At 38.9% G+C, this 25,152-nt stretch carries 18 protein-coding genes; 11 read left to right on the forward strand and 7 right to left on the reverse strand.

What is annotated here, in order from left to right:
* Nucleotides 1-6: 6 nt before the first annotated feature.
* Entirely contained in the window at nucleotides 7-2,103 is a 2,097-nt protein-coding gene (locus tag EHQ24_RS00420) for a glycoside hydrolase family 5 protein (RefSeq protein ID WP_135599749.1), read from the reverse strand.
* A 410-nt stretch (nucleotides 2,104-2,513) separates the two neighbouring features.
* Between EHQ24_RS00420 and EHQ24_RS00425 the strand changes: the two genes are divergently transcribed.
* Entirely contained in the window at nucleotides 2,514-4,664 is a 2,151-nt protein-coding gene (locus EHQ24_RS00425) for a neutral/alkaline ceramidase (RefSeq protein WP_135599750.1), read from the forward strand.
* Between the two features lie 94 nt (nucleotides 4,665-4,758).
* A complete protein-coding gene (locus EHQ24_RS00430; protein ID WP_135599751.1) occupies nucleotides 4,759-5,418 on the forward strand; it encodes a TetR/AcrR family transcriptional regulator in 660 nt (219 codons plus the stop codon).
* A gap of 3 nt (nucleotides 5,419-5,421) precedes the next feature.
* Here the strand turns inward: EHQ24_RS00430 and EHQ24_RS00435 are convergent, their stop codons facing one another.
* Together EHQ24_RS00435 and EHQ24_RS00440 are read right to left on the reverse strand one after the other, a co-directional pair.
* Nucleotides 5,422-6,909, reverse strand: a complete 1,488-nt coding sequence (locus tag EHQ24_RS00435) for a hypothetical protein (protein ID WP_135599752.1) — start codon at nucleotides 6,907-6,909, stop codon at nucleotides 5,422-5,424.
* A 115-nt stretch (nucleotides 6,910-7,024) separates the two neighbouring features.
* Nucleotides 7,025-7,681 (reverse strand): TetR/AcrR family transcriptional regulator, encoded by a 657-nt coding sequence (locus EHQ24_RS00440; protein WP_135599753.1) that lies wholly within the window; start codon nucleotides 7,679-7,681, stop codon nucleotides 7,025-7,027.
* A 128-nt stretch (nucleotides 7,682-7,809) separates the two neighbouring features.
* On the opposite strand from EHQ24_RS00440, the gene EHQ24_RS00445 reads away from it, so the two are divergent.
* Nucleotides 7,810-9,807 carry an oxidoreductase gene (locus tag EHQ24_RS00445; RefSeq protein WP_135599754.1) on the forward strand — a complete coding sequence of 666 codons (1,998 nt, stop codon included), beginning with the start codon at nucleotides 7,810-7,812 and terminating at the stop codon, nucleotides 9,805-9,807.
* A gap of 10 nt (nucleotides 9,808-9,817) precedes the next feature.
* Complete coding sequence (locus EHQ24_RS00450) at nucleotides 9,818-11,566, forward strand: acyl-CoA dehydrogenase family protein (RefSeq protein ID WP_135599755.1); 1,749 nt, start codon at nucleotides 9,818-9,820, stop codon at nucleotides 11,564-11,566.
* 169 nt (nucleotides 11,567-11,735) lie between these two features.
* Here EHQ24_RS00450 and mgtA read toward each other — a convergent pair whose 3' ends face one another.
* Nucleotides 11,736-14,282: a magnesium-translocating P-type ATPase gene (mgtA, locus tag EHQ24_RS00455; protein WP_135599756.1), complete on the reverse strand. Its 2,547-nt coding sequence runs from the start codon at nucleotides 14,280-14,282 to the stop codon at nucleotides 11,736-11,738.
* A 137-nt stretch (nucleotides 14,283-14,419) separates the two neighbouring features.
* Between mgtA and trhA the strand changes: the two genes are divergently transcribed.
* The gene (gene trhA, locus EHQ24_RS00460; RefSeq protein ID WP_135599757.1) at nucleotides 14,420-15,247 is read left to right on the forward strand and encodes a PAQR family membrane homeostasis protein TrhA; all 828 of its coding nucleotides are present in this window, start codon (nucleotides 14,420-14,422) and stop codon (nucleotides 15,245-15,247) included.
* A gap of 160 nt (nucleotides 15,248-15,407) precedes the next feature.
* On the opposite strand, the gene EHQ24_RS00465 is transcribed toward trhA, so the two are convergent.
* Nucleotides 15,408-16,367 carry an NAD(P)-dependent alcohol dehydrogenase gene (locus EHQ24_RS00465; protein ID WP_135599758.1) on the reverse strand — a complete coding sequence of 320 codons (960 nt, stop codon included), beginning with the start codon at nucleotides 16,365-16,367 and terminating at the stop codon, nucleotides 15,408-15,410.
* Between the two features lie 155 nt (nucleotides 16,368-16,522).
* Between EHQ24_RS00465 and EHQ24_RS00470 the strand changes: the two genes are divergently transcribed.
* Entirely contained in the window at nucleotides 16,523-17,197 is a 675-nt protein-coding gene (locus EHQ24_RS00470; protein ID WP_208725669.1) for a TetR/AcrR family transcriptional regulator C-terminal domain-containing protein, read from the forward strand.
* A 99-nt stretch (nucleotides 17,198-17,296) separates the two neighbouring features.
* Here the strand turns inward: EHQ24_RS00470 and EHQ24_RS00475 are convergent, their stop codons facing one another.
* Complete coding sequence (locus tag EHQ24_RS00475; RefSeq protein WP_135599957.1) at nucleotides 17,297-19,126, reverse strand: alginate export family protein; 1,830 nt, start codon at nucleotides 19,124-19,126, stop codon at nucleotides 17,297-17,299.
* A 120-nt stretch (nucleotides 19,127-19,246) separates the two neighbouring features.
* Nucleotides 19,247-19,810 carry a DUF1415 domain-containing protein gene (locus EHQ24_RS00480; RefSeq protein WP_135599760.1) on the reverse strand — a complete coding sequence of 188 codons (564 nt, stop codon included), beginning with the start codon at nucleotides 19,808-19,810 and terminating at the stop codon, nucleotides 19,247-19,249.
* A gap of 202 nt (nucleotides 19,811-20,012) precedes the next feature.
* Here EHQ24_RS00480 and EHQ24_RS00485 point away from each other — a divergent pair, with 202 nt between their 5' ends.
* Genes EHQ24_RS00485 through eboE form a run of 5 tightly spaced genes read left to right on the forward strand, consistent with a single transcriptional unit; the run spans nucleotide 20,013 to nucleotide 25,143 of the window.
* Complete coding sequence (locus EHQ24_RS00485; RefSeq protein ID WP_135599761.1) at nucleotides 20,013-20,867, forward strand: EboA domain-containing protein; 855 nt, start codon at nucleotides 20,013-20,015, stop codon at nucleotides 20,865-20,867.
* A 7-nt stretch (nucleotides 20,868-20,874) separates the two neighbouring features.
* Nucleotides 20,875-21,903: a TatD family hydrolase gene (locus EHQ24_RS00490; protein WP_135599762.1), complete on the forward strand. Its 1,029-nt coding sequence runs from the start codon at nucleotides 20,875-20,877 to the stop codon at nucleotides 21,901-21,903.
* Nucleotides 21,904-22,770: a UbiA-like protein EboC gene (eboC, locus tag EHQ24_RS00495; RefSeq protein ID WP_135599763.1), complete on the forward strand. Its 867-nt coding sequence runs from the start codon at nucleotides 21,904-21,906 to the stop codon at nucleotides 22,768-22,770.
* A gap of 8 nt (nucleotides 22,771-22,778) precedes the next feature.
* A complete protein-coding gene (locus tag EHQ24_RS00500) occupies nucleotides 22,779-23,948 on the forward strand; it encodes a 3-dehydroquinate synthase (protein WP_135599764.1) in 1,170 nt (389 codons plus the stop codon).
* Nucleotides 23,938-25,143: a metabolite traffic protein EboE gene (gene eboE / locus EHQ24_RS00505; RefSeq protein WP_135599765.1), complete on the forward strand. Its 1,206-nt coding sequence runs from the start codon at nucleotides 23,938-23,940 to the stop codon at nucleotides 25,141-25,143. The genes EHQ24_RS00500 and eboE overlap by 11 nt, the downstream gene beginning before the upstream one ends.
* Nucleotides 25,144-25,152: the final 9 nt, after the last annotated feature.

Here is a 25,152-nt window from a genome sequence, read left to right on the forward strand (position 1 = left end):
CTCTAATTACTGTTCCGCGGGATACCCGCTGTAAGTCATTTTCCCTATTAAATAGATCGGACTTTTTTGTTCCAAAAGAATCCGAGTGTTTAACTTGGATTGGATCTCTTGTAAGGTTTGTGATGAATAGGATGCACCTGCCCCGTCCACAACCAAAACATAATGGTAAGAAGAATTTGGATTTTCCTCCACATCCAAATCATCCCAGATATGCAAAATGTTTCCAGAACCAGTCTCTCTGTTTCTATCTGCAATGATGATCGCTTCGTTTGTTTCTTGGATGGGAGTTTTCGGAACGGATTGGTTATAAATCTTTTTTTCTGAGATTAGAATTACCTTTGATGGATCAAAGTGTGGAGGTAGATAAATTTCAGTGGGAGCATCTGAAAATCTTCCTTTCCAAATCACGAGTTGGAATCTTTTGTCGGCAAAATATTTTGGTTCTGTATTTCCAGGTTTGATGGCCGCCCAAGAAAATACTTTATTCCATGTGTCTGAACCAACAGCGTTATAATGACTACTCATCAAACGACCTTGGCTTTTTCGCAAATACCCACGTTCAATCACATGGTTGTTTAAATTGAAACTAGTTCCATAATTACCAACCACAGAAAAATCTTCTTCATTCCATGCATCCTTTGTTGTGATGAGTTTGGAAGGATTTCCATTCATATACTCTGCATGGTTGTTATAATAATAATCCCAATGCCATTGTGTTCCGGAAACTATCGGATTGTAAAAATCGGCGAACCTAGATTTTGAAGTTTGGTTTCCATCAGAGACTTCCATGGCCTGGTAAACTGCATTGATCATTCGAGGTGTGTCTTTTGCACCAGTTCCTTTTAACCACATACCAAATTCACTAAGGAAAACAGGGATTTTTAAAAATCTAGATTCCTTTCTGATTTCATCTAGGTATTTGAAATAAGTAGCATTGTCGATTCCCGTAAGATCGGTTCCCATTCGACCAGCATCATAAAAGTGGGAGTTAAAAACAAAACCTGGTCCTGGTGGAGACAATAAATGACCTCCTCCTGTGGCAGGTGCAATCGCCGAACCAATGTTTGTATTCCAGAATACTAGAGGTTCTGCAAACACCCATTTATTTTCCCAACCATTTTGGTTTAGTATAGTTCTGACTTTTTTGTACATAGGCCAAAGTTTTTGATTGTCCCACTGAGCAGGTGTTAAACCTTCCATTCCTCCATCCACAGGTTCATTAAATGGATCAAGGCCAAGTACATAGGAAAATTCTTCAGCACTCAATTTCTCTTTTATGTACGCAGAGGTTTTTGCGATTTGCCAAAGAAACTCTGTTTGCATATTTCTTGTGCCAAGACTTGTAGATAAGGGGGCATTGTTCCAAAAATTACGAAATGCTCGGCGCACGGCTTCATTGGTTAAATTGTTTTGACTCCAACTGGCACAAATGATTCCACAATATTCTGTAGGATAACTTCCTCCTTTGGTGATCCAGGCCGGAGCTCCATTTCCTGTATGCCAAGAGTTTTTATTAAAGAGATGGCGAGAAAATAAATCTTCGTGGTAATCCAAAAGGATGTACATTCGTTTGGCGGTTGCTTTTTTCATTTGGGCGATGATGGCATCTAAGTAATTATAATCGATGGTATCAACTGCTGGATGGACTCCTTCCCAAGCAATCGTGTAACGAATGATATTTGATCCTGTGGTTTTGCCAAGCCTACCAAAGGCAAGTTCCGCATCGGATTCATTTGCAAAAGGTTTGAATCCATGTTGAGCCAGTTTCATATTTCCCGAAATATTAAATCCACGGAAACTGACTTCCCGTCCGAGCCCATCCACAAAGATTTGGTCTGTGAACTGGTTGTTTGTCTTTTCAGAAATAAAAATCTCTCTGTCACCAGAAGAGGTACTATAATCTAAATTATGAAGTGAGTTGGTAACTGTGAGAGCCCTTACTTCTGATGAAGAGCCGTTGGTTTGCGACGACAAACCATCACTAGGCAATAGTAAGGGAAGGAAAGTCGTTGGCGATTCTTTGGTGGGAGCACAAGAGCTCGCTGTCAGAAATAGGATGGCAGAAACCAGCCAAACGGTTGGGGTTTTCGATTTAATTTTCATAGTACCTCGCTCCCGTTTCCTTTTGAGATTAGGAGATACGGTCACTTGCTACATACTAGCCGACAATTGTCGATTAAAAAACTGACACCAAATTTCCATAAATATGGAATTTAGAAATCTCATTACTGAAAAAGGAAAGTCACTAGAAAAAGAAAGTGAGTTACTTTTTGCCAATTTCAGAAAAATAAAGCTCATTTCCTTCTATATTTGTCAGATTTATGCGGAGATCTCCACTCCTTTGTAGTCAAATCCTGAACGCTGGTCTATAAAAACCGACAAATGTCGATTATTCTACTTGCCTTATTTTTAACATCGTTTAGGCTAATATTCCGAAATTTACCTCTTGCCCTATGGTTGGTTGAGGATGCGAAAAACCGTTTGATTGAGAAATTTAGATTCGGAGAAAGTATATGAATTCCAAAAGAGAATCCCGAGTGCGCTTGGGTTTTACCATTGTTTGTTGTTTTTTCGTTTTGACTTGTTCAGACGAGAAATCTTCCCCTTCGCCAATCCTCGGTTTGGTGGATTCTAGTGCTACTGATAGTTCTAGTTCCGCATTCGCTTCTTCCGGTGTGAGCCGGGCTGTAGCACCAAGTCTTGGTTCGTCACCGTATCTTGTGGGTGCAGGGATTTATGATATTACTGGACCTGCTGCCGAAGTAGGGATGATGGGGTTTGCGGAGACAGCGCAAAAAACAGAAGGGATTTATATGCGCCTTTGGTCAAGGGCCTATATCATTGGGGATGCATCCAAACGAGTGGTTTTTGTCAGTGCTGACTTAGGGATGATTTTTCAATCCATCAAACAAGCAGTGAGTAAAAAAATTGCCTTAGATGCAGAACTATCACCTTATTACAATCAGGCGAATGTTCTTCTTTCCGCGACACATACACATAGTGGGCCTGGTGGGTATTCTCATTATTTTTTATATAACGCGACAACTTCAGGTTTTATCAAAGAAAACTTTGATGTCATTGTCGATGGAATTTATAAGTCCATCAAACTCGCTCATCAGAATTTAGTTCCAGGTAATGTTTATATCAACCAAGGAAATTTAACAGATGCGAGTAAAAACCGTTCGGTGGCAGCTTATGATAAAAACCCTGTTGCTGAAAGGAATTTTTATTCTTCCAATGTAGACCAAACGATGACTCTTTTGAAGTTGGTTGCGGCGGATGGTCGTGAACTTGGGATGCTCAATTGGTTTGCTGTACATCCAACAAATGTTGGGCCTACAAACAAACTCATTGGTGGAGATAACAAAGGTCTCGCTTCTTATCTTTTTGAAAAATCAAAAGGAACTAATTATTCAGCAAACCAAACCTTTGTGGCTGCATTTGCCCAAACAAATTCAGGAGATGTCACTCCTAACCTTTGGGGACCTGCTGATGGGGTGAATGATTATGCGAGACTAAACATCATAGCCGAAAAACAACTAAATAAAGCTCAATCTCTATATTCATCTGCCACAACCCAACTTTCAGGATCCGTTGACTTTCGCCACACGTTTGTTAACTTTTCTAATCTTTATGTGAGTAGTGTGGGAACTACTACTTGCCAAGCGGGGATGGGAGCATCTTTTTCTGCGGGAAGTGTGGAAGACAATGCTGTCTCTCTTGATTTTTTCGATGAAGGGACTACAGTCGATTCCTTGGATTGGAATACCAATGCTGCGGATGCGTTTAAGTCTAGTTTTCTGGGTGGAGCCCTCGGTGTTCTTTGGCCAGCTTCTACAAGTGAAGCTTACAAACTTTGCCATGCCGAAAAACCTGTCCTCATTCCTACAGGGGTTGCTAGTTTTGATGGGAATCCTTGGACACCTCCTGTCATCCCAATGCAAATCATTAAAATTGGTAACTTAGCGATTCTTGCCATCCCTGCGGAGGTATCAACGATGGCTGGACGTAGACTTCGTTCTCTTGTGAAAAATATTTTGGCAAATGATTACACTGTGATTGCCGGTCTTTCCAATTCGTACACTTCGTATCTAACAACAAGAGAAGAATACTCTTCCCAACAATACGAAGGTGCCTCCACTCAATTTGGACCAAACACACTTGTCGGTTATGAACAGGAATTTGGTAAGTTAGCAAGTGCTTTGAGAAATGGAAGTGTTTCCCCCGCTGGACCTACACCTGCGGATCTAACAAACTACCAAGCAACTTTTCAAACTGGCGTTGTCTTTGATGATATTCCTCTGTTTAAAAGTTTTGGAAATGTTTTCACACAACCGGCTTCTTCTTATGCAAACGGAGCCACTGTGAGCGCTGTATTTTGGGGCGCCCATCCTAAAAACAATATGCTCATCGGAAGTAGTTTTGTGGATGTGGAAAAACAAAATGGATCTACTTGGACTGTGGTGGCTAGAGACAATGATCCTTCCACTACTTACAAATGGCAAAGAGATGGAATTGCTTATTCCAAAGTCACTGTCACTTGGAAAACGAGTTCCTTCCCATCGGGAACTTATCGCATCCGCCACCGTGGCCACTGGAAAAGTGGTTGGACGGGAGCCATCAGCGCTTACCAAGGAGTCACAAATAATTTCACCGTGCAGTAATATCTGAACACTCACTCACCTGACCCTTAAAAAAGGTCAGGTATTTTCTTTGCAACGGGATTGACTAGGTATCATTTCCTAGAAGGCTCGTACTATGGATAAATTGGTCGACGCATCCTTATCCCCCGACCTCGCTTCTAGGCCTTTTAAGTTTACAAGTAAACAAGGGAGGAGTAGACGTACACGTTTGTTAACCATCGCTTTGGAATTCCTCAGGGAAAAATCTCCGGAAGAAATTAGTTTTGCAGATATTTGCAAAGAGGCAAAAATCCCTAGACCTTCCGCCTACCATTTTTTTCCCAATGTGGAAGCCATCTTTCATGGAATCCGGTTATTACACTCGGAAAGCCTGATTGAAAAATCATTATTATTAAGAAGAGAAACTTTTGTATCCTGGGAACAATACATTGAACGTTCGATCGATGTGGCAGTGGAAGTCACAAATAAAGAAATTGCTTTTCCTCGTTTGATTTATGGATACAGGATGAGTAACCCTGAGATGCGCCAAGTGGGCCAAGAGTTAGATGCAAAACTAGCAAACCTTGCCAAACTGGGACTGATGGATCGGTTCGAACTACCAACCTTTGAAAATACAGATCCTATCTTTGCGGTTGCCTTTTCCATTGCTGACTCATTATTAAAACTCTCTTACAGAACTTATGGGGACTTTACACCTTGGATGGTGGGAGAAGCGAAAAAAGCAACGATCTCGTATTTAAAAAATTATCTACCGGAAGTTTGCAAACCTAAGTAGGTATTATTCATAATTGCCTGAATAGGTGGAACCATTCACAGTCCCACCATTCACGGTTCCTATATTTGTAATGACTGTAGTGCCTTCGTCAAAGTAAAGAGCCGTCGGGCAATCAGTGAGACGGTTTCCGTTGAAAATGAGGGGATTGGTTCCTCCCGCTTCATACACACAATACCGGTTGGTTCCCCCAGAAGTAAAAAGTATATTATTTTGGTAATTGCCCAAATTCCCCACACCGCTTGGAAAATAGAGTGCTCTACTCGTAATCCCTGCTCCTCCATCCATATGATTGTTCGTCACCGTTGGATTGGAAGGCGGGCTTGTATTCAATGCATAGGAAATAATTCCCGTTCCACCAAAAAAAGTATTCCCTATGATGGATGGAGTATTTGTTTGCGGTGCATTGTAGATTCCATGTGCAGAAGCATTAGGTGCATCACCCCCATGGATGGTATTAGAAACAATACTCGGAGAGGAATTATTTAGAATATAAACTCCGAAAGAAGAAGAAGCCGAAGAAGTTCCTCCTTGAATCGTATTATTGGAAATGAATGCGGAAGATGCGGAAAGATTAATGGCAATCGAATTGGCAATACTGACAACACCTCCTAACAACCTATTGTTTGTTATTGAGGGAGACCCAGAGAAACAATTAAAGGCTATCGATGCTGTCGGTGCATTGGTGTTAGATGCCCCTAAAATCGTAAATCCATCCACTACTGTTGAAGTTGTGATTGTAGCCCCAGCATTCACTGCAATGCTATCAGCATTTGCCGTTGCTGTATCTGTAATCTTTGCGATATAAAGATTGGAATTTCGATTTAAAAAATCAGAACTAAACCCACCGTATAACGAAACATTATTTACCAAACTCACTTGCGTTCCAAGTCCACTGTCCACAGGATAGATTCCTTCGGAAACTAAAATGGCTGCGGGAGCGGTTGCTCCTGTGATGGCAGAAGGAATTGTGAGTTTGGCAGTTCCTGGCGTAGTTCCTAAATTTCCATTATTGCCAGAGGGACTAACATAGTATAAATTTGTATTGGAAGTTAGAACGGTATAACTTCCTATAATTGTAGTTAAACGAAAACCATTAGCATCCGCACCATCCAACTGAAAGGTATTTGTTCCCACTGGGATGGAACCGGAAAGAGTCACCGTATCATTTGTCGTATACGTATCTGACCAAGATTGGCTAAGCGGAATACCCAAACTAGCAGACAATGATGCCGGATTCATACTCCGATTGAAAACCACTCGGATTTGTGTATTGGCAAGAATGACAAATCCCACAGACGGAGTGATGGTGGCAGTTGGGCCCCTATACAAACCGAGAAGGATACCTAATTGGAAAAGTTTGTCATTTTTTTTAGATGGGTCGAGTTCTAAAAGTTCCCGAACTATCGGGTTTAATAAACAGTGGAATTGGAAACAGATAAGCAGGAAAACAAATAGAAAAGAGACTCTTCCGTTTTTTCTATATTTTCGCATAACTAACCAAAGTTGTTTTGAGGAACTTATTTTGTCAATCAGGCAATTTATTTATCAATTGAGTTTGGGCAGTCTGTTCGCAAATAGGAGGGATTTACATCCTAAAAGTAAAGGGTTATATGGATTTCATTCCTACGTAAGCATACTCTGTTACGGTTTGGATGAATTTTTCCATTTCTTTTAAATCGTTTTTCATCTGCAAACGACCTTCCAAAAACAACATGGCGATTCCATGGATCATGGCCCAAGAGGCTAGGGTTTTTTCTCTTGTATTTCCTTTTTCTAAATGCCCTAGGTTTTGGCCCATGCGAATGATTTCGTGTAACTGCCGATAGGTTCTTCTTGATACTGCGAGTAAACTGGGATGGGTTTTTACATCCACTCCTGTCCCACCAAACATAATCCTTGCGAACTGTCTATTGGTCATAATGAATTGGAAGTAGGTCCAACCAAGAGCTAGGTATCTGCCCTTGAAGTCTTTATCCGTTTTTTGTAATTCGGTTTGGTAGGTTTCAAAATACTTTTGAAATCCGATCTCCGCAATCGCCGCAAATAAGGCATGTTTATTTTCAAAATGATGGTAACTGGCGACATGACTCACGCCGGCTTTTGCGGCCACTTTGCGTAAAGATATATCTTCTAGTGATGTGTTTTCGAGAAGTTCCACTCCCGCGTGGATCAGAGCCTCACGGACATTGAGACCATTTTCTTTGGAAGGGCGACCCACTGGTTTTGGTTTTTTGGGACTTGTTTTTTTTTTCGAAACCGCCATTTCCCCAATTCTACGTTTCAGTCTTTTATTGACTAGTGTTAATTACCGGTGGTAATTTTACGGCTTGCCTAAGTTGGATAAAATATTACCAATGGTAAATTATTCCGATTTAAGGATTTTTTACGAGTATGAATACAGCATTTTCACCTATTTCCATTGGAAACTTAACTCTCCCCAATCGTTTTATTATGGGATCCATGCACCTGGGTGTGGAAGGAGAAACCGGAACTGCCGAAAGAATGGCTGCCTTTTATGGCAAACGTTTTGAGGGGGGAGTTTCTCTCATTGTTACTGGTGGGATCAGTGTGAATGAGGAAGGAAAAGGATCTCGTACTTTTTTTAACATCCAAAATCCAGACCACGCCAAAGAGTTAAAACGTATGAACGAACTCCTTCATGGCAAAGGAACTATGTGTGCACAACTTTTTCATGCGGGACGTTATGCCGCGGACAGAAATTGTGTGGCACCTTCGGCCATTAGAGCACCAATCAATCGTTATGTGCCAAAAGCCCTTACAGAAGACCAGTGTTGGAAAACCATCGAAGACTTTGGACTTGCGGCAAAACTGGCTCGTGAATCTGGGTTTGGGGCCGTCGAAATTATGGGAAGCGAAGGTTATCTCTTAAACCAGTTTTTTTCAGCAGTGACAAACCAAAGAGATGATTATTTTGGTGGTGATTCCAAAGGAAGGATGAACTTATCCATAGAAGTCCTTCGTGCTGTAAAAAAACAATTACCTGAAGGTTTTCCCGTGATCTTTCGAATGTCGGGAATTGACCTTATCCCAGGAAATCCAAGTTTTGAGGAAGTAGTTCAGCTAGCGCAAGTTTTACGAGATGAAAAAGTCTCTGCACTCAATATCGGTATTGGTTGGCATGAATCAAGAATCCCCACCATTAGCCAATTAGTTCCCAGAGGGGCTTGGGTTTCTATTGCCAGTCGTATCAAAGAAAATACACCGGGTGTTCCTATCATTGCCTCCAACCGCGTCAATGATCCGATTACTATGCAAAGAGTTTTTGATGAAAACAGAGCCGATATCATTTCTATGGCAAGGCCATTTCTTGCCGATCCAGCCATCGTAAAAAAATTCCAAGAGGGAATGTCAAATCGAATCAACACCTGCGTGGCTTGTAACCAAGCCTGTCTTGATCATGCCTTCCAAGAAAAATTTGTATCTTGTATCGTAAATCCAGAAGCTGTACATGAATTAGAATATTCGAAATCAAAAACAAAGGATCCGAAAAAAGTTTTGGTGATTGGAACAGGACCCGCCGGCCTTGAAGCAGCACGTGCCAGTGCCAGTCTTGGACATAAAGTCACTTTAGTAGAAAAAGCAAATGTCCTTGGTGGGCAATTCCAACTAGCATCCAACATTCCAGGTAAGTCGGAGTTTAAAGAAACCATTCGTTATTTTAGCAATGAACTTCCTGCCCTTGGTGTAGACATTCGTTTGAATACAGATGCAACCTTAACATTGTTAGAAACAGAAAATCCTGATGTAACGATTTTTGCCAGTGGTGTGAAACCGCGTGAGTTTTCCTTAAAAGGACTAGAAAATCTTCCGTCTGGAAATTATACTGAATATCTCACGGGAAAATTCAAACCAGGCAAACGTGTGGCAGTGATTGGTGGAGGAGGGATTGGAGTGGATGTAGCTCATAGGTTGACAGAAGAGGAAGATCCTACTTTAATTTCATATGATAAAAAATACAATATCAGCTCTTTTACCAATGCGGTGGTTCAAAAAGAAAAAGCACACCGGGATGTAGCTGTGTTTCGTAGAAATGGAAAACACGGAGCGGGTCTTGGGCCAACAACATTTTGGGCACTCAAACAAGAGTTAGAGTCTGTGGGAGTTGAGTTCTATCATGGACTGACTTACAAAGAGGTCACAAAAGAGGGTTTAAAAGTAGAATTAAAAAACGGAGAGGAATTTTTGTATCCTTGTGATTCTCTAATTTTGTGTGTTGGTCAGGAAAAGGAATCTTCTGTTTTAGAAGAATACCAAACCAAATACCCAAACAAACAAACTATCGTGATTGGTGGGGCAAAAGATCCAAGGAACATCGATGCCAAAAGGGCATTTTTAGAAGGTTTAGAAGCTGCGCATAGCATTCATTAGGAGATAAAACATGATCGCAAATAACTATTTTTCAGAAGACGAAGATTTACAGGTAATTTTTAACCAACTGTTGGATTGGGACTCCATCATCAAAGAAACCGAAGGGGAAGTTTTTTTTGACCACCAAACATTTGTAAAAACAAATAACCCTCGTTATGAAATGGCACCGTCCACCAAAGAAGAAGCCTTCGAGTTATATACTTCCAGTTTGGATGCAATGGGCGATTTTTTTGGAAACGATGTCTCTCAAAAATCTCAAACCATGGATCGGAATGAACTAAAGTATTCCAATGGAAAGGTGATATTTCCAAAAGAAACTATCGAGATTTATGAAAAATTTCGTAACACTGGCCTTATGGCATATTCTCTTTCCAGAGAAGCGGGTGGTCTTGCTTTCCCTGCAACTGTTGGTGCACTTTATGCCATGCTTATGGCAAGAGCCGATGTTGCATTTTGTATGACAACCACCTTACTCAACTTAGCACAAATTGTAGACCGGTTTGGAACTCCAGAACAAGTAGAAACCTATGCCACAAAGGCTGCCAATGGTGAATGTTTGTTTGCCATGTCACTCACGGAACCTGATTACGGATCAGATCTTAATAATGTAAGAACGGTTGCAGTCAAACAAGAAGATGGAAGTTACCGTTTAACAGGAACCAAACGATTCATTTCCCAAGGTTGTGGATTGGGTGACCATCCTGCTTTACTACTTACTTTGGCACGCACTGGAAAATCAGAGGGCGGAGCGAGAGGTTTATCTGTATTCATTGTCAAAAGTGAAGATGTATTTGTTGCAGGAATCGAAAAAAAGATGGGAATCCATGCTTCTCCTACTTGTGAGATCGTTTATGAAAACACATACGGAGAAATTTTAGGGGAAGAAGGGCTTGGTCTCACTCGTTATACGGCGGGTATGACAAACTTTATGCGTCTTGTGAGTGCTTCCGGTGGATGTGGTGGGGGAGCTGCTGCTTATTTTGAATGTGTAAAGTATGCACAGGAAAGAAAACAATTTGGAAAACCTATTGGTGAAATTCCTGCCGTGGCAGAGATGATTCATAAAATCAAACGGGAAACAAACGCTATGCGTCTTCTCACTTTAGAGACCGCTCGAGTGATTGATATGTACCAACACCACCAAATCCGTATGGAAAAAGCTGGAAAAGAAGACAGAGAAATCCGAAAAGATGAAAAGGTAAAATATTGGTCCACACTTGCCTCCACACTCACACCGATGGCAAAGTATTATAGTTCCGAAGAAGGACATAAATGTACAAACTTAGCAGTGCAGGTGTTTGGTGGTGCTGGTTACACTGAAGATTACGATATCTCTCGTATGTTTAGAGATTCACGTATCAATACCATTTATGAAGGCACAAGCCAAATCCATGTTCGTATAGCGACAGGTGCCATCCTCGCGGGTATGGCTGGAGATGGAAACTTTCGAAAGTATCTAAATTCTTTGAAAGCAGAAATTCCTTCTCCTTCCGCCTTTCTTTTGGAACAGGAACGAGTGTTGGAAGAATCCATTCGAGTGATGCGTAACATTCAGGAAGAAGTAAAAAAAGAAACGGTGGCAGAAAACCTAATGATCCAAATGACTCGTTACATTTGTAGTTTGTTATACGAAAAGTCTATTTCTAAAATCAAGGATTCTGAAGTTAAAGAAACTTGGGAAAAAGATTGCAAGGCTTATGGCATTGATAGTGCCGCCACTGCACAGTCCTGTTTGTATCGAATTCAAAATTTTGGATAAACAGAGGATATAAAGTTTCACTTAGCGGTTGTTATGTTTTTTTTCGACTGAGTCCAAAATCCTTTGGATTGCGGTCGGATCTCCGTAACCACCGACAGTGGTGACAATCACGATATCTAAACTAGGGATGGAGAAAATGAGTTGGTCTCCATTCCCTGGCGCTTGGATTCTATTTTCTATATTGAAAGTTATAAAAAATCCGTTTCACCGATTCTACCACAATCAAATAAATCACAATCATAGAAGCTAAGATGGCATAAAACTCCATTGGCGGGGGAACCAGTCCAAAATAAGATCCGATGGATGTGAATGGTAACAAGGCACCAATGGCAGCAATACTGACTGATACAATTGCAAGAATCCTGTTTGGCCTACTTTTAATTGGATTGCCTCGTGTTCTGATAATAAAGATTACAAGAACTTGGGTACAGAGTGATTCTACAAACCAACCAGTTTGAAATAACGCTTCGTTTGCATTTAATAGAGTCAACATAACGTAGAAGGTTAAAAAATCAAAAGCAGAACTGATTGGTCCTATCGTTAACATAAAGTTTCGAATAAAAGTAATGTCCATGATTCTCGGGAAATTTAGTTCTTCTTTATCTACTTCATCTAAGGGGATAGGTATTTCAGAAATATCATACAAAAGATTATTGAGAAGGATTTGGGTAGGTAACATGGGAAGGAAAGGCAAAAATAAAGCGGCACCTGCCATACTGAACATATTTCCAAAATTGGAGCTTGTTCCCATCATGATGTATTTCATGATATTCCCAAAGGTTCGTCTACCTTCCAGCACTCCTTCATACAATACATGTAAATCGTGATCTAATAAAATCATATCCGCGGCTTCTTTCGCGACGTCCACTGCGGAATCCACAGACAATCCTACATCTGCAGAGTGTAAAGAAGGTGCATCGTTGACACCATCACCTAAATATCCAACCACATGACCGTTTTCTTTAAGTGCTAAAATGATTCTGTTTTTTTGTGATGGGTTCATGCGACAAAACAGATTTGTATTTTCTATATGAAACTTAAGTGCCGAATCATCCATTTGATCCAGTTCTTTGCCTGTGAGAATTCCTTTGACTGGCATTTTTAATTCAGAACATACATGTTGGGTGACTAGTTCACTATCACCAGTAATAACCTTTACGGAAACACCGAATTCGTTTAATGCAGATAAGGCGGTCTTGGCACTTTCTTTCGGTGGATCTAAAAAGGCTGCAAATCCTGAAAGAGTTAATTCCGTTTCATCACTTACAACTGCATGAGTATGTTCTTTTGTTTCTTCTCTCCAGGCGATTCCTAAAACTCGGAATCCTTCTTTTTCTAAGGAAGAGTGAACTGAACGAATTTTTTCTAAAACAATCGAGTTTATGGGTTCAATAGTTTCTTTTCCTGTTTCATAGTGAGTGCAGAGTTGGATGATTTCTTCAGGAGCACCTTTCACAACCAACATTCGGTTTTTTTGATCCATAGGATCCAATAAAACCGATACTCTTCGGCGTTCGAAGTCAAAGGGTACTTCATCTATTTTTGTCCAACGGTCTGTTTGAATTTCTTTATGTTCTAAAATGGCTTCATCTAAGGGACTTTTTAATCCAGTTTCAAAGAAGCTGTTTAGGTAAGCCAACTCCAATACACGTGTATTGGATTCTCCGTTAATGTTTACATGTTTTTCTAATTTGATTTTTGATTCGGTAAGAGTTCCCGTTTTATCCGTACAGAGTGTATCCATGGAACCAAGATTCTGAATGGACGAAAGTTGTTTTACGATGACTTTCTTTTTTGCCATCAAAATGGCACCACGAGAGAGTGTGATCGAAGTTACCATTGGTAGTAACTCTGGTGTCAATCCGACTGCTAAAGCAATTGCGAATAAAAAAGAATCAAGCCAAGGTTTATGTAAAATTGCATTTACCAATAAAACAAAAAGTACAAGAAGAATGGTCATTCTCATAATCAAAATTCCAAATTTTTCAGTGCCTAGTTCAAAAGAATTTTGTGGTGGAGAAAGGTTTAAGTTGTCTGCAATGGCGCCCATCGCAGTATTCAAACCTGTATTCACTACTAGAACTTTAGCACTCCCGCTAATCACAGAGGTTCCCATAAAAACCGCGTTTGATGCATCCGTAATGTCATTAGATACTGATTCCAATTCCCCTGGATGTTTTTCGACAGGATAAGTTTCACCAGTAAGTAGCGCTTGTTTGACAAAAAAATCCTTAGCCTCTAACACCCGTCCGTCGGCAGGAACTAAATCACCTGCAGAAAGTAATACAAGATCACCAGGAACAATTTTTGAAATAGCAGTATCGGTGGGTAATCCTCCACGAATTACTGTTGTATGAACGGATACTGAATGGCGTAAACTATCTGCTGCTTTACCCGCTTTGTGTTCTTGGATAAAATCTAGAATAATACTAATAAAAACTAAAACGGTAATGATGATGAAATTAGAAAATTCTCCCATAAACGCCGACACGGCACTCGCAAATAATAGAAGTAGAACTAGAGGATTTCTAAACCGAGATAAAAGTTTTTGCCATAATGGTTTTGTTTTAGGATCAATAAAAATATTGGCACCGAATTGTTTGAGTTTTGAGGTTACTTCTTCTGTATTTAGACCAGAGGTTCCCACACCTAGTGATGTTAATGTTTCTTCCATCGGCATTTGCCACCAAGGAGAGGGATTTGATCTAGTTTGCATAAAGGAACCTCAAATAAGAACGCGAGAGGATAAGTTGTTTCTTTAAAAATTGTTCTTTTGATCACTAACGTCAATCCTAAGATTTCTTTCGATTGACGACATGAACAGACTGTTCTTCTCTTATGGAGAATCAACCCATGAACGCGAAAAAATCTAAATCCCAACCGCGAAAAAAGTCAGTTTTAGCCAAAAAACAAAGTAAGAAACCGACTGCTTCCTCTAAAAAAAATACAATTTCTAAACTTAGGTCTAGGGAATTAGAAATTCCATTGGATTCACAATCAAATCATTCTGTCGCTGAACTTATCGATACCATTCACGAATATTCGATTGGTCATGAAATTGCGAATGCGGTCACTCATGGAATTGGGGGGGGCCTAAGTATTGCAGGTTTGTCTCTCCTTTTGACTATGGCAGTTCTTTATGGGAATGTATGGCATGTAGTCAGTTCCGCCATTTATGGCGCTACCCTTATCATTTTGTATCTCGCTTCTACCTTATACCATGCTATTTATCATACGGCTACAAAACGTATCTTTAAAGTCATTGATCATGCCTCAATCTATTTACTCATTGCGGGAACTTATACCCCATTTACTCTTGTTAGTTTGCGCGAACATTCCGAATGGGGATGGACTCTTTTTCTCATCATTTGGGCCCTTGCTTTCATTGGAGTTTTGTTATTACTTCTATTTCCTGGGAAGTATAGTGGGGCACGAGTTGTGGTTTATATCCTTATGGGTTGGCTTGCGATTTTTGTAGTCAAAGACATCCGAACAGCCATTGGTTTGGGAGGGATTTCCTGGTTAGTTGCTGGTGGTCTTAGTTATACTTTTGGTGTGATTTTTTATTTATGGGATAGTTTGCCTTTTAACCATGCTATCTGGCATTTGTTTGTTTTGTCTGGTAGTCTTTGTCATTTTTTTGCAATTTTGTTTTATGTCATACCTCCGATCCCAAATTAAAAATTTTGTTTGTTAATTTTTTGTATCTCAATAAAATTCACTTATCTTTTTGTGGTGACACAAAGAGTAAGGAAAACATTTGAAGCCACGAGTTATAAACTGAAATATATACCACAATTTGTTGTTGTATATATTTTTTTGATTACTCACCTATTGATAATTAGTCTAAAATATCAATCACTACATTCCCTTTTTTATGGCCAGCTTCTACATAATTATGAGCCTCCGCCATCTTTTCCAATGGATAAGATCTATCAATGACCACTTTGAACTTTCCTTCTTTGGTTAATTTAGTTAGTAGTTCTAAATTTTCTATGGTTTCAGCGATTGGTCCAAACTTAATTTTAATTCCTTTTGTGAGCGATAACAAACCTGCTTGGAACATTTCTTTAAACAGGGCAGCCACTAGTACCAAAACTCCACCTTTGGCGAGAACTTTTAAATTGGATTTGATCGTAGACTTACCTACACATTCAAAAACAATATCATAGTTTTTTTTATGGGATTCTGAATGGAACTCTTCGTAGTCCATTACAGATTTGGCACCCAGTGATTCTACCAGTTTAAAATTACCTTTGCTGCAAACGGCTGTTACATTTGCGCCAAAATAGTTTGCCAATTGAATGGCAGAAGTTCCCACAGAACTGGAAGCACCATAAATGATTATGGTTTGGTTTTCTTTAATTTTACATTTTTGAATGAAGTCGAGAGCAGTCAAACTTCCGAAAGGTAAGGCAGCTCCTTCGGAAAAGGAAATTTCTTTCGGAAGGATTGTGATCACGGCGGATTCTGGAATACAAACAAATTCCGCATAGGCTCCCATTTTCATTCCGCTTGAACCAAAAACTCGATCACCTACTTTGAATTTTGTTACATTTTTTCCAACGGCATCCACTACTCCGGAAACAGAAATTCCTAGGACAGGTTGCCTTGGTTTGGTAAGTCCAAAATACAAACGGGCAATTTCAGGATCTGGTTTTCGGATGCGCCAGTCTCCCGAGTTCACTGAAGTTTTATAATTTTTGATTCTAATTTCATTCTCTTTTGGGGTAGGGATTTCCCAGTCTTCCAATTGGAGTTCTTCGGAGGCTCCGTAATTTCTACAAGTGATGACTTTCAAAGGTTTAACTCCTGAATCACTAATTTAACTTACACTGTAAGTATGTCAAGGAAATTTATTTCATTCTTTTGTCACAGAAAACAATAGAAAACTCATCGGATTTATGATAGAAAATGAGTTAAGGAGGGGAAGTGTATAAAAAGAAGAAACAAAAGATGAGTTCAGCGAAACTTTTTAAGAAAGGAAGAAAGAGAAAAACCCTCTCGAAAGAAGTTGTTTTGGAAGCTGCTATTGGGCTTGCCGATGAGTTTGGAATCGAAGAATTGTCCATGAGAAACTTAGCATTGAGTTTGAGTGTGGAAGCAATGTCGTTGTACAACCATATAAAAAATAAGGATGAACTTCTGGACAAGATGGTTGATTTTGTGATTTCAAAGATCAACTTACCTAAGATAGGTGGCGATTGGAAATCGGAAATGAAAAAAAGGGCTAAGTCTGCCCGTGAGATTTTGATTTTACATCCTTGGGTGACCTTACTTGTTGTATCTCGAATGAATGTTGGTGAAGCAATGTTAACCTATTTTGATAGATCACTGGGATGTTTACATTCTGCAGGATTTAGTTTACAAGCAGCTGATCACATCATCAATACAATTGATAGTCATGTTTATGGATACGTTTTACAAGAACTGAATTTCCCCATTGAACCAGAAAATTATGCAAAAAAGGCAGAAGGGTTTTTGCCCGCATTGGAGCTTAGTCCCTTTTCTCATCTAACTAATTTAACCAAAGAAGTTGTTTCTGGAAAATACAATGGGTTACATGACTTTGAGTTTGGTTTAAATTTAATTTTGGATGGATTGGGTAGGCTTCGCGAAACAATAGATTAGCCAAAAAACCAATTTCTGGTTTGATTCGGCAATTGATTAAAAAAATAATAAGATAAACCGGAAAAAAGCTCTCCGGTTTTTAGAAATATTAAATTATTTTTAAATAGCAAATACACTTTGCAAAGTAAAATAACTCGAGTTTGGTTTGAAATCGTATCTATGGTAAGGATCAGTTTCGTATGGATTGTTTTTTTGATTGCGAATGGCATCACCTGCATAAAGCGAACTGGCACCAAACCAAAAGGAAACATTTTCAAACGGAGTGACAATATAAATGAAATTGATTTCTGTTGCTACGTGTCTTCCTAGTTTCGGTCTATTAGGATTGTAGGCTTCCGTATTGAAATAATCCTCTGTGGATGCTGTTTCTCCTGTTGCTTTACTCCCCGCTACATAGTTGTTGTTATCGTAGTATCCGTCTTGGAGTTTTACTTTATAATACCAGTGAGGGTTTATAATAAAGGTTCCCCATTTTGATGATTCGTATTTAATATGGACGGAATAATCTTTGATGTTTTGCCAAAATACCATCCCCGAATTTCCATTTCCCGCAAAAGGTAATCCTCCACCCGCCATCCTTCTAGTAGCAAAAAGTGGATTGTAAGTTGCCACACTCCCATCATTGCGATTGGGATCTCCCGAAGCCTGGACATATTGGATTCCAATCCGAAATTCTTTTACGGGTGTATAGCCAAGTTGTACCGCAACGATATTCGCCTTATATTGGACAGGTGAAGAATGGGGAGGTGGTTCTCCCGTTTTTTTGTCGGTGGTCAATGTACCTTTTTCGTTGATCCAAGTAGGAGATGACCTTTCACCTGTAAAACCAGTTTGCCAAGCGGCCTCTACCATCCAGTCGATTCCTGTTTCGCTTGTGATCATATTTCCTTTGGTGCGATTGGTGAGGCGAAATCCAGAAGTATTCAGTTGGTCAGAACCTCGGTAATAAATATCGGATCCATAGTTTACTGTTGTATTTGTGGCTTTTTGTTTTTGTTTGTAAAGAGTGAAATTATAAACTTCGATTCCCAACCATTCCCATGGTTTGAATCCATAATGGGCTCCATAATAAGAAGCATTTCCTACTCCACCCACTCGAGTGGAATTATTTGATACCATACTGTTGGAATTATTTTCTGATCCAATGATGGCTCCAAAAAAATCTAAACTATGTTTTTGTACTGTAATTGTAGACCGAATGGCATCAAAAGAGTTCCCATTCAAACTATCGTTACGCGAACCTAATATGCGACCATCTCCGTAATCCAAAATTTGTCGGCCAGTTCTCACTCGAAACATTTGGTTGGTTGTTTTTAAATCTAAAAATGCTTCTCTGAATCCCGTATAATTATTGATAGCGACTTCTCTTTGTTTGGAGGTATCTATCAGAATCCCGGAGTTAGGAATCACACCATACTTTTGATCGGCAGAACCATTGACAATTTCTCCTCCCCATAATCTAACATCTTGAAAACTTAGTTTGAATGCAATGTTAGGCGATAGGTCTCCGATTAGATAAAACTGAGTTTGGTTAGTGACAGTATTTCTATTGTCCGGTGTAGATCGATCAAAGTCCGTATTGTAAAGGGAATCCGCTTTGGGTCGAATTCCAAATCCAACTCGGAATCGATCCGCAAACCATAAATTCGTATTTTCTTGTATCGCCTTTCTTTGTTTGGCGGTAACCTGGATACTTTTTAAATATTCTCCGGTTAAATTTCCCTTGAGTGGGCTGACATACTCTGCCGGTTCTTCTGGAGGAACGGGAGGTGGAGGCGGTTGTTGTTGTGGCGGAGGAGGTGGGGGAGTTTCAGGAACTTCTTTTTTTACCGGAGTGATGAACTGAGCATCCAATGGCAATGCAGAAGTAAACAAGAAAAACCCTAGCGACACAAGACCCATTACCATTCGCTGATTGTAAGCGTACATTTTATACCACCTGTGATTCAGCCAGTGACCATATACTTGTATAAGATTCAAATCTTATATTTCTTTATTGGTAGGAATCCTAGTTTTTTAAAAGGTTCTGTACGTTTTGTAAGCATTTATTTAGGAAGGTAGTCCAAGGTTTTTCCAACCTTCGAGGCCTAATTCCTTTAATTTTTTCCTATTGTTTTTGAAAATACTGTCAATATTAGGGTGAGAATCCACAATTCGAGTGATACTATCTTCGCGTAACAAATGTAATGTTTGATAAGGAGATCTACCCACGAAATTAGTTATGTCGTTTTTCTTTTTACCTGCGAATTGGAATTCCGGGTGGAAATTTGCAATCTGGATGATCCCTTCTAACTCTAATTGATTTAAAAGTAAATCAGCATCATCTAAAAAATCATTTTGGTCTAAAAAATCACTTAAAACATAAGGGTGGATGAGTAAGGAAGTTTCGGTGGTTTTTGGATTTGTTTCTTTTAAAAATAATAATTCAGATTTTAAATCAAAAAGTAAGTCTTTTGCGTTTTTTGATTTGCTAATCGTATAACGAATTGTATTCGATTGGAAGGTTGGTTTTGCAAAAGGACAAAGATTTAAACCGATCACAGCTTTTAAAATCCATTCTTTGGTTTCATGGAGAATGATGTCTTCGGTATCTTTTGCTGTTTCTTTGGGCATTCCAAAAATTCTCTTTTTCTATATTTGAATTACCATCATCTATTTTGTAGAAGGGAATGTAAGCTAAGTTCTGATCGTGTGGGCAGGATTTTAAAAAAAATCATAAGAAATCAATCGAATTGATTCGGAAAGATGGACGAGGTTGGAATATTTGATTTACTGGGTGAGATACAAACCAAAAGATTTCAATTATTAGTTCCTTATGGCAAATCTTTCCACAAATTTTTCTCAATTCCTTTTTGAACAATGTACAAATAAAGAACGTGAATGGTTAGAAGAAAAAGTTAAATCGAATTTTTTAGATTTGATGACAGCCTTTGTTGCTGCTCCACGGTTTTTATCTAAAAAAAATATTTCTTATGATTCTAAGTCTAGAGGAAGTTTAATTCCTGAGTTAACAAGTTTCGAAGTAAACGGATGGAATTTGGTTCGTTTAGCGAGAGTTTGGTTGCTTTTACATTTGCCTTCAGAACCAAAAGAACAATATATAAAAAATATTGAAACATTATTTGATACAGCAGAATTGAATGAATTGGTGGCGTTATACTCCGCTTTGCCTCTTTTGTCTTATCCTACAGAGTGGTTACCTAGGGCCACCGATGCCGTTCGTTCCAATATGGGTTTTGTATTTGATTCCATTGCCTTACAAAATCCCTATCCCGAACTTTATTTCCCAGAACCTGCATGGAACCAACTCGTACTCAAAACCATTTTTAATGAAAAACCAATCCATAGGATTTACGGAATCAATCGTAGGAGGAACGAGGATTTATCCATTGCCGTTTTTGATTTTATCAGCGAACGTTCTGCGGCGGGAAGAAATGTTCCTATCTCCGTTTGGATGTTGATCAGCGGATTTACATTGGAGTCGATGGTTCCCAAATTGTTTCTTATGTTTAAATCCGAGATCCAAACAGAAAAACAAGCAGCGGCTCTGGTCTGTTATGAATCAAAAGAGCCAAAAATTCGTTCTTTGTTAACAAAGTATCCTGACTTAGAATTATCGATACAAAATGAAGACTTGGATTGGTCTAAACTACAGTCCATCCCTGAATAAAATTTCTATGTGCCAAAACCCAAACAATCAAACAAAAAATCCTTCTCATTTTGAATCGATAGATGCAACCGAAGAATCTCCAACACATAGGGATTTGTTGTGGGAGGATTATCAAAACCTAATCAAAGATATGCGATTCTTTGATCCACATATTCATATGGTATCCAGAACTACCGATGACTACCAGATGATGGCAAAAGCTGGTATTGTTGCCATCATTGAACCTGCTTTTTGGGTGGGCCAACCAAGAACCGGTCTTGCTAGTTTTAAAGATTATTACAGTAGCCTTGTTGGTTGGGAAAGGTTCCGTTCTTCTCAATTCGGAATCAAACATTATTGTACAATGGGTCTAAATTCTAGAGAAGCAAATAACGAACGTCTTGCGGAAGAAGTGATGGAGATTTTACCACTTTTTGCGTATAAAGAGGGAGTTGTTGGTATCGGTGAAATTGGTTTTGATGACCAAACAGCTTTAGAGGAAAAATACTACAGATTACAACTTGATCTTGCCAAAAAAACAAATTTACCAGTACAAATCCACACCCCACACAGAGATAAAAAAAGAGGAACAGAAAGGAGTATGTCCATTGCTTTAGAACATGGATTAGATCCTTCCTTTGTTGTTGTGGATCATAATAATGAAGAAACCGTTAAGTCAGTGTTAGACCAAGGTTTTTGGGCTGCATTTACTATTTATCCATTCACTAAAATGGGAAATGAAAGAATGGTTGCTGTTGTTGAGAAGTATGGACCAGAGAGGATTATGATCAACTCAAGTGCAGATTGGGGAATCTCTGATCCACTCGCCATCCCAAAAACAGCGGCTCTGATGAAACAAAGAGGAATTCCTTTGGATGTCATCCGTAAAGTCACTTATCAAAATGCCATTGATGCCTTTGCAAAAAGTGGACAAATTGATGTCGCCGATTTTGAAACAGAATCAAAGCCAGATCCAAGTGCCAAGTTTCACGGTAATTCCATCCTTCGCGGTGGCCAACAACCAGTAATGAATAAAAATTCTTTGTTAATCCAATAGATGAATCTGAAAGCTTATTTTACTTTACTCCGGCCAGCTAACTTAGTCACTGCGGTAGCTGATATTCTGGCCGGGATGGCAATTGTCGGTTTTGTTTGGAAAAACAACACTCCCGTCTTTTTACTTGTTTCCACCATTTGTTTGTATGGTGGTGGTGTGGTTTTGAATGATTATTTTGATACAAACATTGATACAAAAGAAAGACCAGAACGTCCCATTCCCAGTGGGAAGGTATCTAGAACTTCGGCCCTAATTTTTGGAAGTATTCTTCTTTGTTTTGGTGTTGGTTTTGCCTTTTTCTATCATATTCAAAGTGGATGGATTGCTTTTGTAATTGTTTTGTTGGTTCTTACTTACAATCGTTTTGCGAAACATAGTTCGATTTTTGGTCCCATAGTGATGGGAATGTGTAGGGGAGGGAATTTGATTTTAGGGATGAGTTTGGTTGCGGATCTACACGTATCAAACCTGGCTTTTTCTTTTTTCCCGATCCTTTACATTGCAGCCATTACAATGATTAGCCGAGATGAAGTCCATGGTGGTAAAAAAACACCATTGGTATTTGCCGGAATCTTTTATTTAACTGTTTTTTTGTTTTTATCTTTGATTTCGTATCGATTAGGGAATTTGTCTTTTAGTTTTCCTTTTGTTATTTTACATTCGGGAATGGTTTTTCCTCCGCTTTTAAAAGCCTACAAAAATCCCATTGGATCAAATATTGGTAAGGCGGTGAAGGCAGGTGTGATTTCACTCATCCTTCTTGATGCAAGTTTTACTGCAAGTTTTGGTTTTTTCCCTTTGGCAATTCTTGTCCTTTGTTTGTTACCTATTTCCATACTTTTGTCTAAATATTTTTCTGTTACCTAGAGCATCTTATGATAGAAGATTTTTTTCCTCCTCTTTTTTCTGAATTCCAAGTTCACTATCGTTATACAGTCCAGTTCACCAAGGGAATTTTTGGTTCTAACAATTCTTGTTTATCTGATTTTTTTCTTTCTGAAAAAAAAGAAGGAAATATAAAGAAAGCTTTAGTTGTTATTGACCAAGGTTTGGTTTCGCACCATCCCAACTTAGTTTATGAAATTCGATCTTATTTTCAAAATTTGACGTCATGTATCCAGCTAACGGATGATATAATGGTAATCCCCGGTGGAGAGGATTGCAAAAACGATCCCAAACTTTGGGATTCACTCGTGAATGCTGTTGATTTGTATGGAATCGATCGTCATTCCTATATTATTGCCATTGGGGGAGGGGCTATTCTTGATTTGGTTGGATACGCTGCGGCAGTTTCGCATAGAGGGATTCGTTTGGTTCGGATTCCGACAACTGTCCTTTCCCAAAATGATTCTGGTGTGGGTGTTAAAAATGGAATCAATTTTCAAGGTAAAAAGAACTTTTTAGGTAGTTTTGCACCACCCGTTGCCGTGTTTAACGATCTTTTGTTTTTAGAAAGTTTGGATGATCGCGATTGGCTTTCCGGAATGGCAGAGGCAATTAAAGTAGCACTCATCAAGGATAAAGATTTTTTTCTTTGGATAGAGGCCAATGCCGAAGCACTTCGCGATCGTAATTTAGATAAGATGTTTTATTTGATCCATACCTGCGCCAAATTACATATGGATCATATTGCAAAAGGAGATCCTTTTGAGTTCGGATCTTCCAGACCACTTGATTTCGGACATTGGGCAGCCCATAAACTAGAATACCTCACAGAGTTTTCTTTACGTCATGGCGAGGCAGTGGCGATCGGTATGGCTTTAGATACCGAATATTCCTTCCAAAGTTTTCTTTTATCAGAAAAAGATAAAAATCGAATTCACTCCCTTTTGAAAACAATTGGATTTTCTTTGTATCATCCTAAACTATCTGAAGGTGAAAAAAAGAATTTGTATTTAGGATTACAGGAGTTTAGAGAACATTTAGGAGGAAGACTCACCATAACGTTGTTATCTGGGATTGGTTTCTCTAAAGAAGCCCATGAAATAGACTTTGGTGCCGTTGTTCGTTCGGTTGATTTTTTGGAAAAGTTTTATGGAAACTAAATATGGTCACCTAACGTATTGTTCCAATATCCATCCTGGTGAAACTTGGAAGGATCATTTTTACCAGCTTAAAGAAAACCTTCCCAAAATTCGTAAAAAAGTATCACCAAATGCAGAAATGGGTTTAGGACTTCGATTGGCAAATGAGGCCTCGGTAGAACTTTTGAATCCACAAGTTTTGGAAGAATTCCAAACTTGGTTAAAAAAAGAAAGTTTTTATGTTTTTTTAATCAATGGGTTTCCGTATGGAAACTTCCACGGAACTACTGTTAAAGGAAACGTATACAATCCTGATTGGGCAACTAAAGAACGGCAGGAATATACAATTCGTTTGTTTTCTATTTTATCTAAGTTACTGCCTATGGGGATGGAAGGAGGTGTTTCAACGCCACCTCTATCCTATCAGTTTTTTGATTCTACAGATTTAGATTTAAACAAACGTATCTCTCTTGCCACTGAAAACATAATCAATATTCTAATACATCTCATTCAAATTCAAATAGCAACTGGGAAAACATTACATCTAGATATAGAGCCAGAACCTGATGGAATTTTAGGGAATGTGAAACTTTTTGTGGATTGGTATTTGGATTTATTTTTGCCACTGGCCATTCCAAAAGTACAAACCCAATTCGGGTTTTCCAGGGAAGATACGGAAAAGAAAGTTAAAAATCATATTAGAATTTGTTTGGATATTTGTCATTCGGCTGTCAGTTTCGAAGATAACCAAGCGGTTGTTAATCTTTTGTTGGAAAATTCCATTCGAGTTGGTCGAATCCAAATTAGTTCCGCTTTAAAGGTAAATTTTGACCAAAATATCGAAGAGAAACTAAATTTATTATCTAACTTTGACGAACCAACTTACCTCCATCAAGTTGTCGCAAAAAAACCTTCTTCAAAAATCATTTCATACCGTGATTTACCCGAGGCATTACAAAGTAAGTTAGAACCAAATGATGAATGGAGAATCCATTTTCATGTTCCTGTATTTTTGGATACTTATGGACTTGTATCTTCCACGAGGAAAGAAATTTTAGATCTTTTGAAATTACAGAAAAAAAAACTTTTTACCAATGCTTTAGAAATAGAAACTTATACCTGGGGAGTTTTGCCTAAAGAATTACAAATGCCGATGTCAGACTCTATCGTTCGTGAATTGGATTGGGTTTTGTCAGTTTTAGAAACAGAGTCGTAATTAGTAGGA

It is taken from the genome of Leptospira noumeaensis, assembly GCF_004770765.1.
GTDB lineage: Bacteria > Spirochaetota > Leptospiria > Leptospirales > Leptospiraceae > Leptospira_A > Leptospira_A noumeaensis.

Excerpts from the sequence above, each read along its gene's own strand:
- EHQ24_RS00420 (WP_135599749.1), bottom strand. The coding sequence starts at position 2,103 with ATGAAAATTAAATCGAAAACCCCAACCGTTTGGCTGGTTTCTGCCATC.
- EHQ24_RS00470 (WP_208725669.1), top strand. The coding sequence starts at position 16,523 with ATGAGTTCAGCGAAACTTTTTAAGAAAGGAAGAAAGAGAAAAACCCTC.
- EHQ24_RS00475 (WP_135599957.1), bottom strand. The coding sequence starts at position 19,126 with ATGTACGCTTACAATCAGCGAATGGTAATGGGTCTTGTGTCGCTAGGG.
- EHQ24_RS00450 (WP_135599755.1), top strand. The coding sequence starts at position 9,818 with ATGATCGCAAATAACTATTTTTCAGAAGACGAAGATTTACAGGTAATT.
- EHQ24_RS00500 (WP_135599764.1), top strand. The coding sequence starts at position 22,779 with ATGATAGAAGATTTTTTTCCTCCTCTTTTTTCTGAATTCCAAGTTCAC.
- mgtA (WP_135599756.1), bottom strand. The coding sequence starts at position 14,282 with ATGCAAACTAGATCAAATCCCTCTCCTTGGTGGCAAATGCCGATGGAA.
- EHQ24_RS00430 (WP_135599751.1), top strand. The coding sequence starts at position 4,759 with ATGGATAAATTGGTCGACGCATCCTTATCCCCCGACCTCGCTTCTAGG.
- eboE (WP_135599765.1), top strand. The coding sequence starts at position 23,938 with ATGGAAACTAAATATGGTCACCTAACGTATTGTTCCAATATCCATCCT.
- EHQ24_RS00435 (WP_135599752.1), bottom strand. The coding sequence starts at position 6,909 with ATGCGAAAATATAGAAAAAACGGAAGAGTCTCTTTTCTATTTGTTTTC.
- EHQ24_RS00485 (WP_135599761.1), top strand. The coding sequence starts at position 20,013 with ATGGCAAATCTTTCCACAAATTTTTCTCAATTCCTTTTTGAACAATGT.
- EHQ24_RS00490 (WP_135599762.1), top strand. The coding sequence starts at position 20,875 with ATGTGCCAAAACCCAAACAATCAAACAAAAAATCCTTCTCATTTTGAA.
- EHQ24_RS00445 (WP_135599754.1), top strand. The coding sequence starts at position 7,810 with ATGAATACAGCATTTTCACCTATTTCCATTGGAAACTTAACTCTCCCC.
- EHQ24_RS00440 (WP_135599753.1), bottom strand. The coding sequence starts at position 7,681 with ATGGCGGTTTCGAAAAAAAAAACAAGTCCCAAAAAACCAAAACCAGTG.
- EHQ24_RS00480 (WP_135599760.1), bottom strand. The coding sequence starts at position 19,810 with ATGCCCAAAGAAACAGCAAAAGATACCGAAGACATCATTCTCCATGAA.
- trhA (WP_135599757.1), top strand. The coding sequence starts at position 14,420 with ATGAACGCGAAAAAATCTAAATCCCAACCGCGAAAAAAGTCAGTTTTA.
- eboC (WP_135599763.1), top strand. The coding sequence starts at position 21,904 with ATGAATCTGAAAGCTTATTTTACTTTACTCCGGCCAGCTAACTTAGTC.
- EHQ24_RS00425 (WP_135599750.1), top strand. The coding sequence starts at position 2,514 with ATGAATTCCAAAAGAGAATCCCGAGTGCGCTTGGGTTTTACCATTGTT.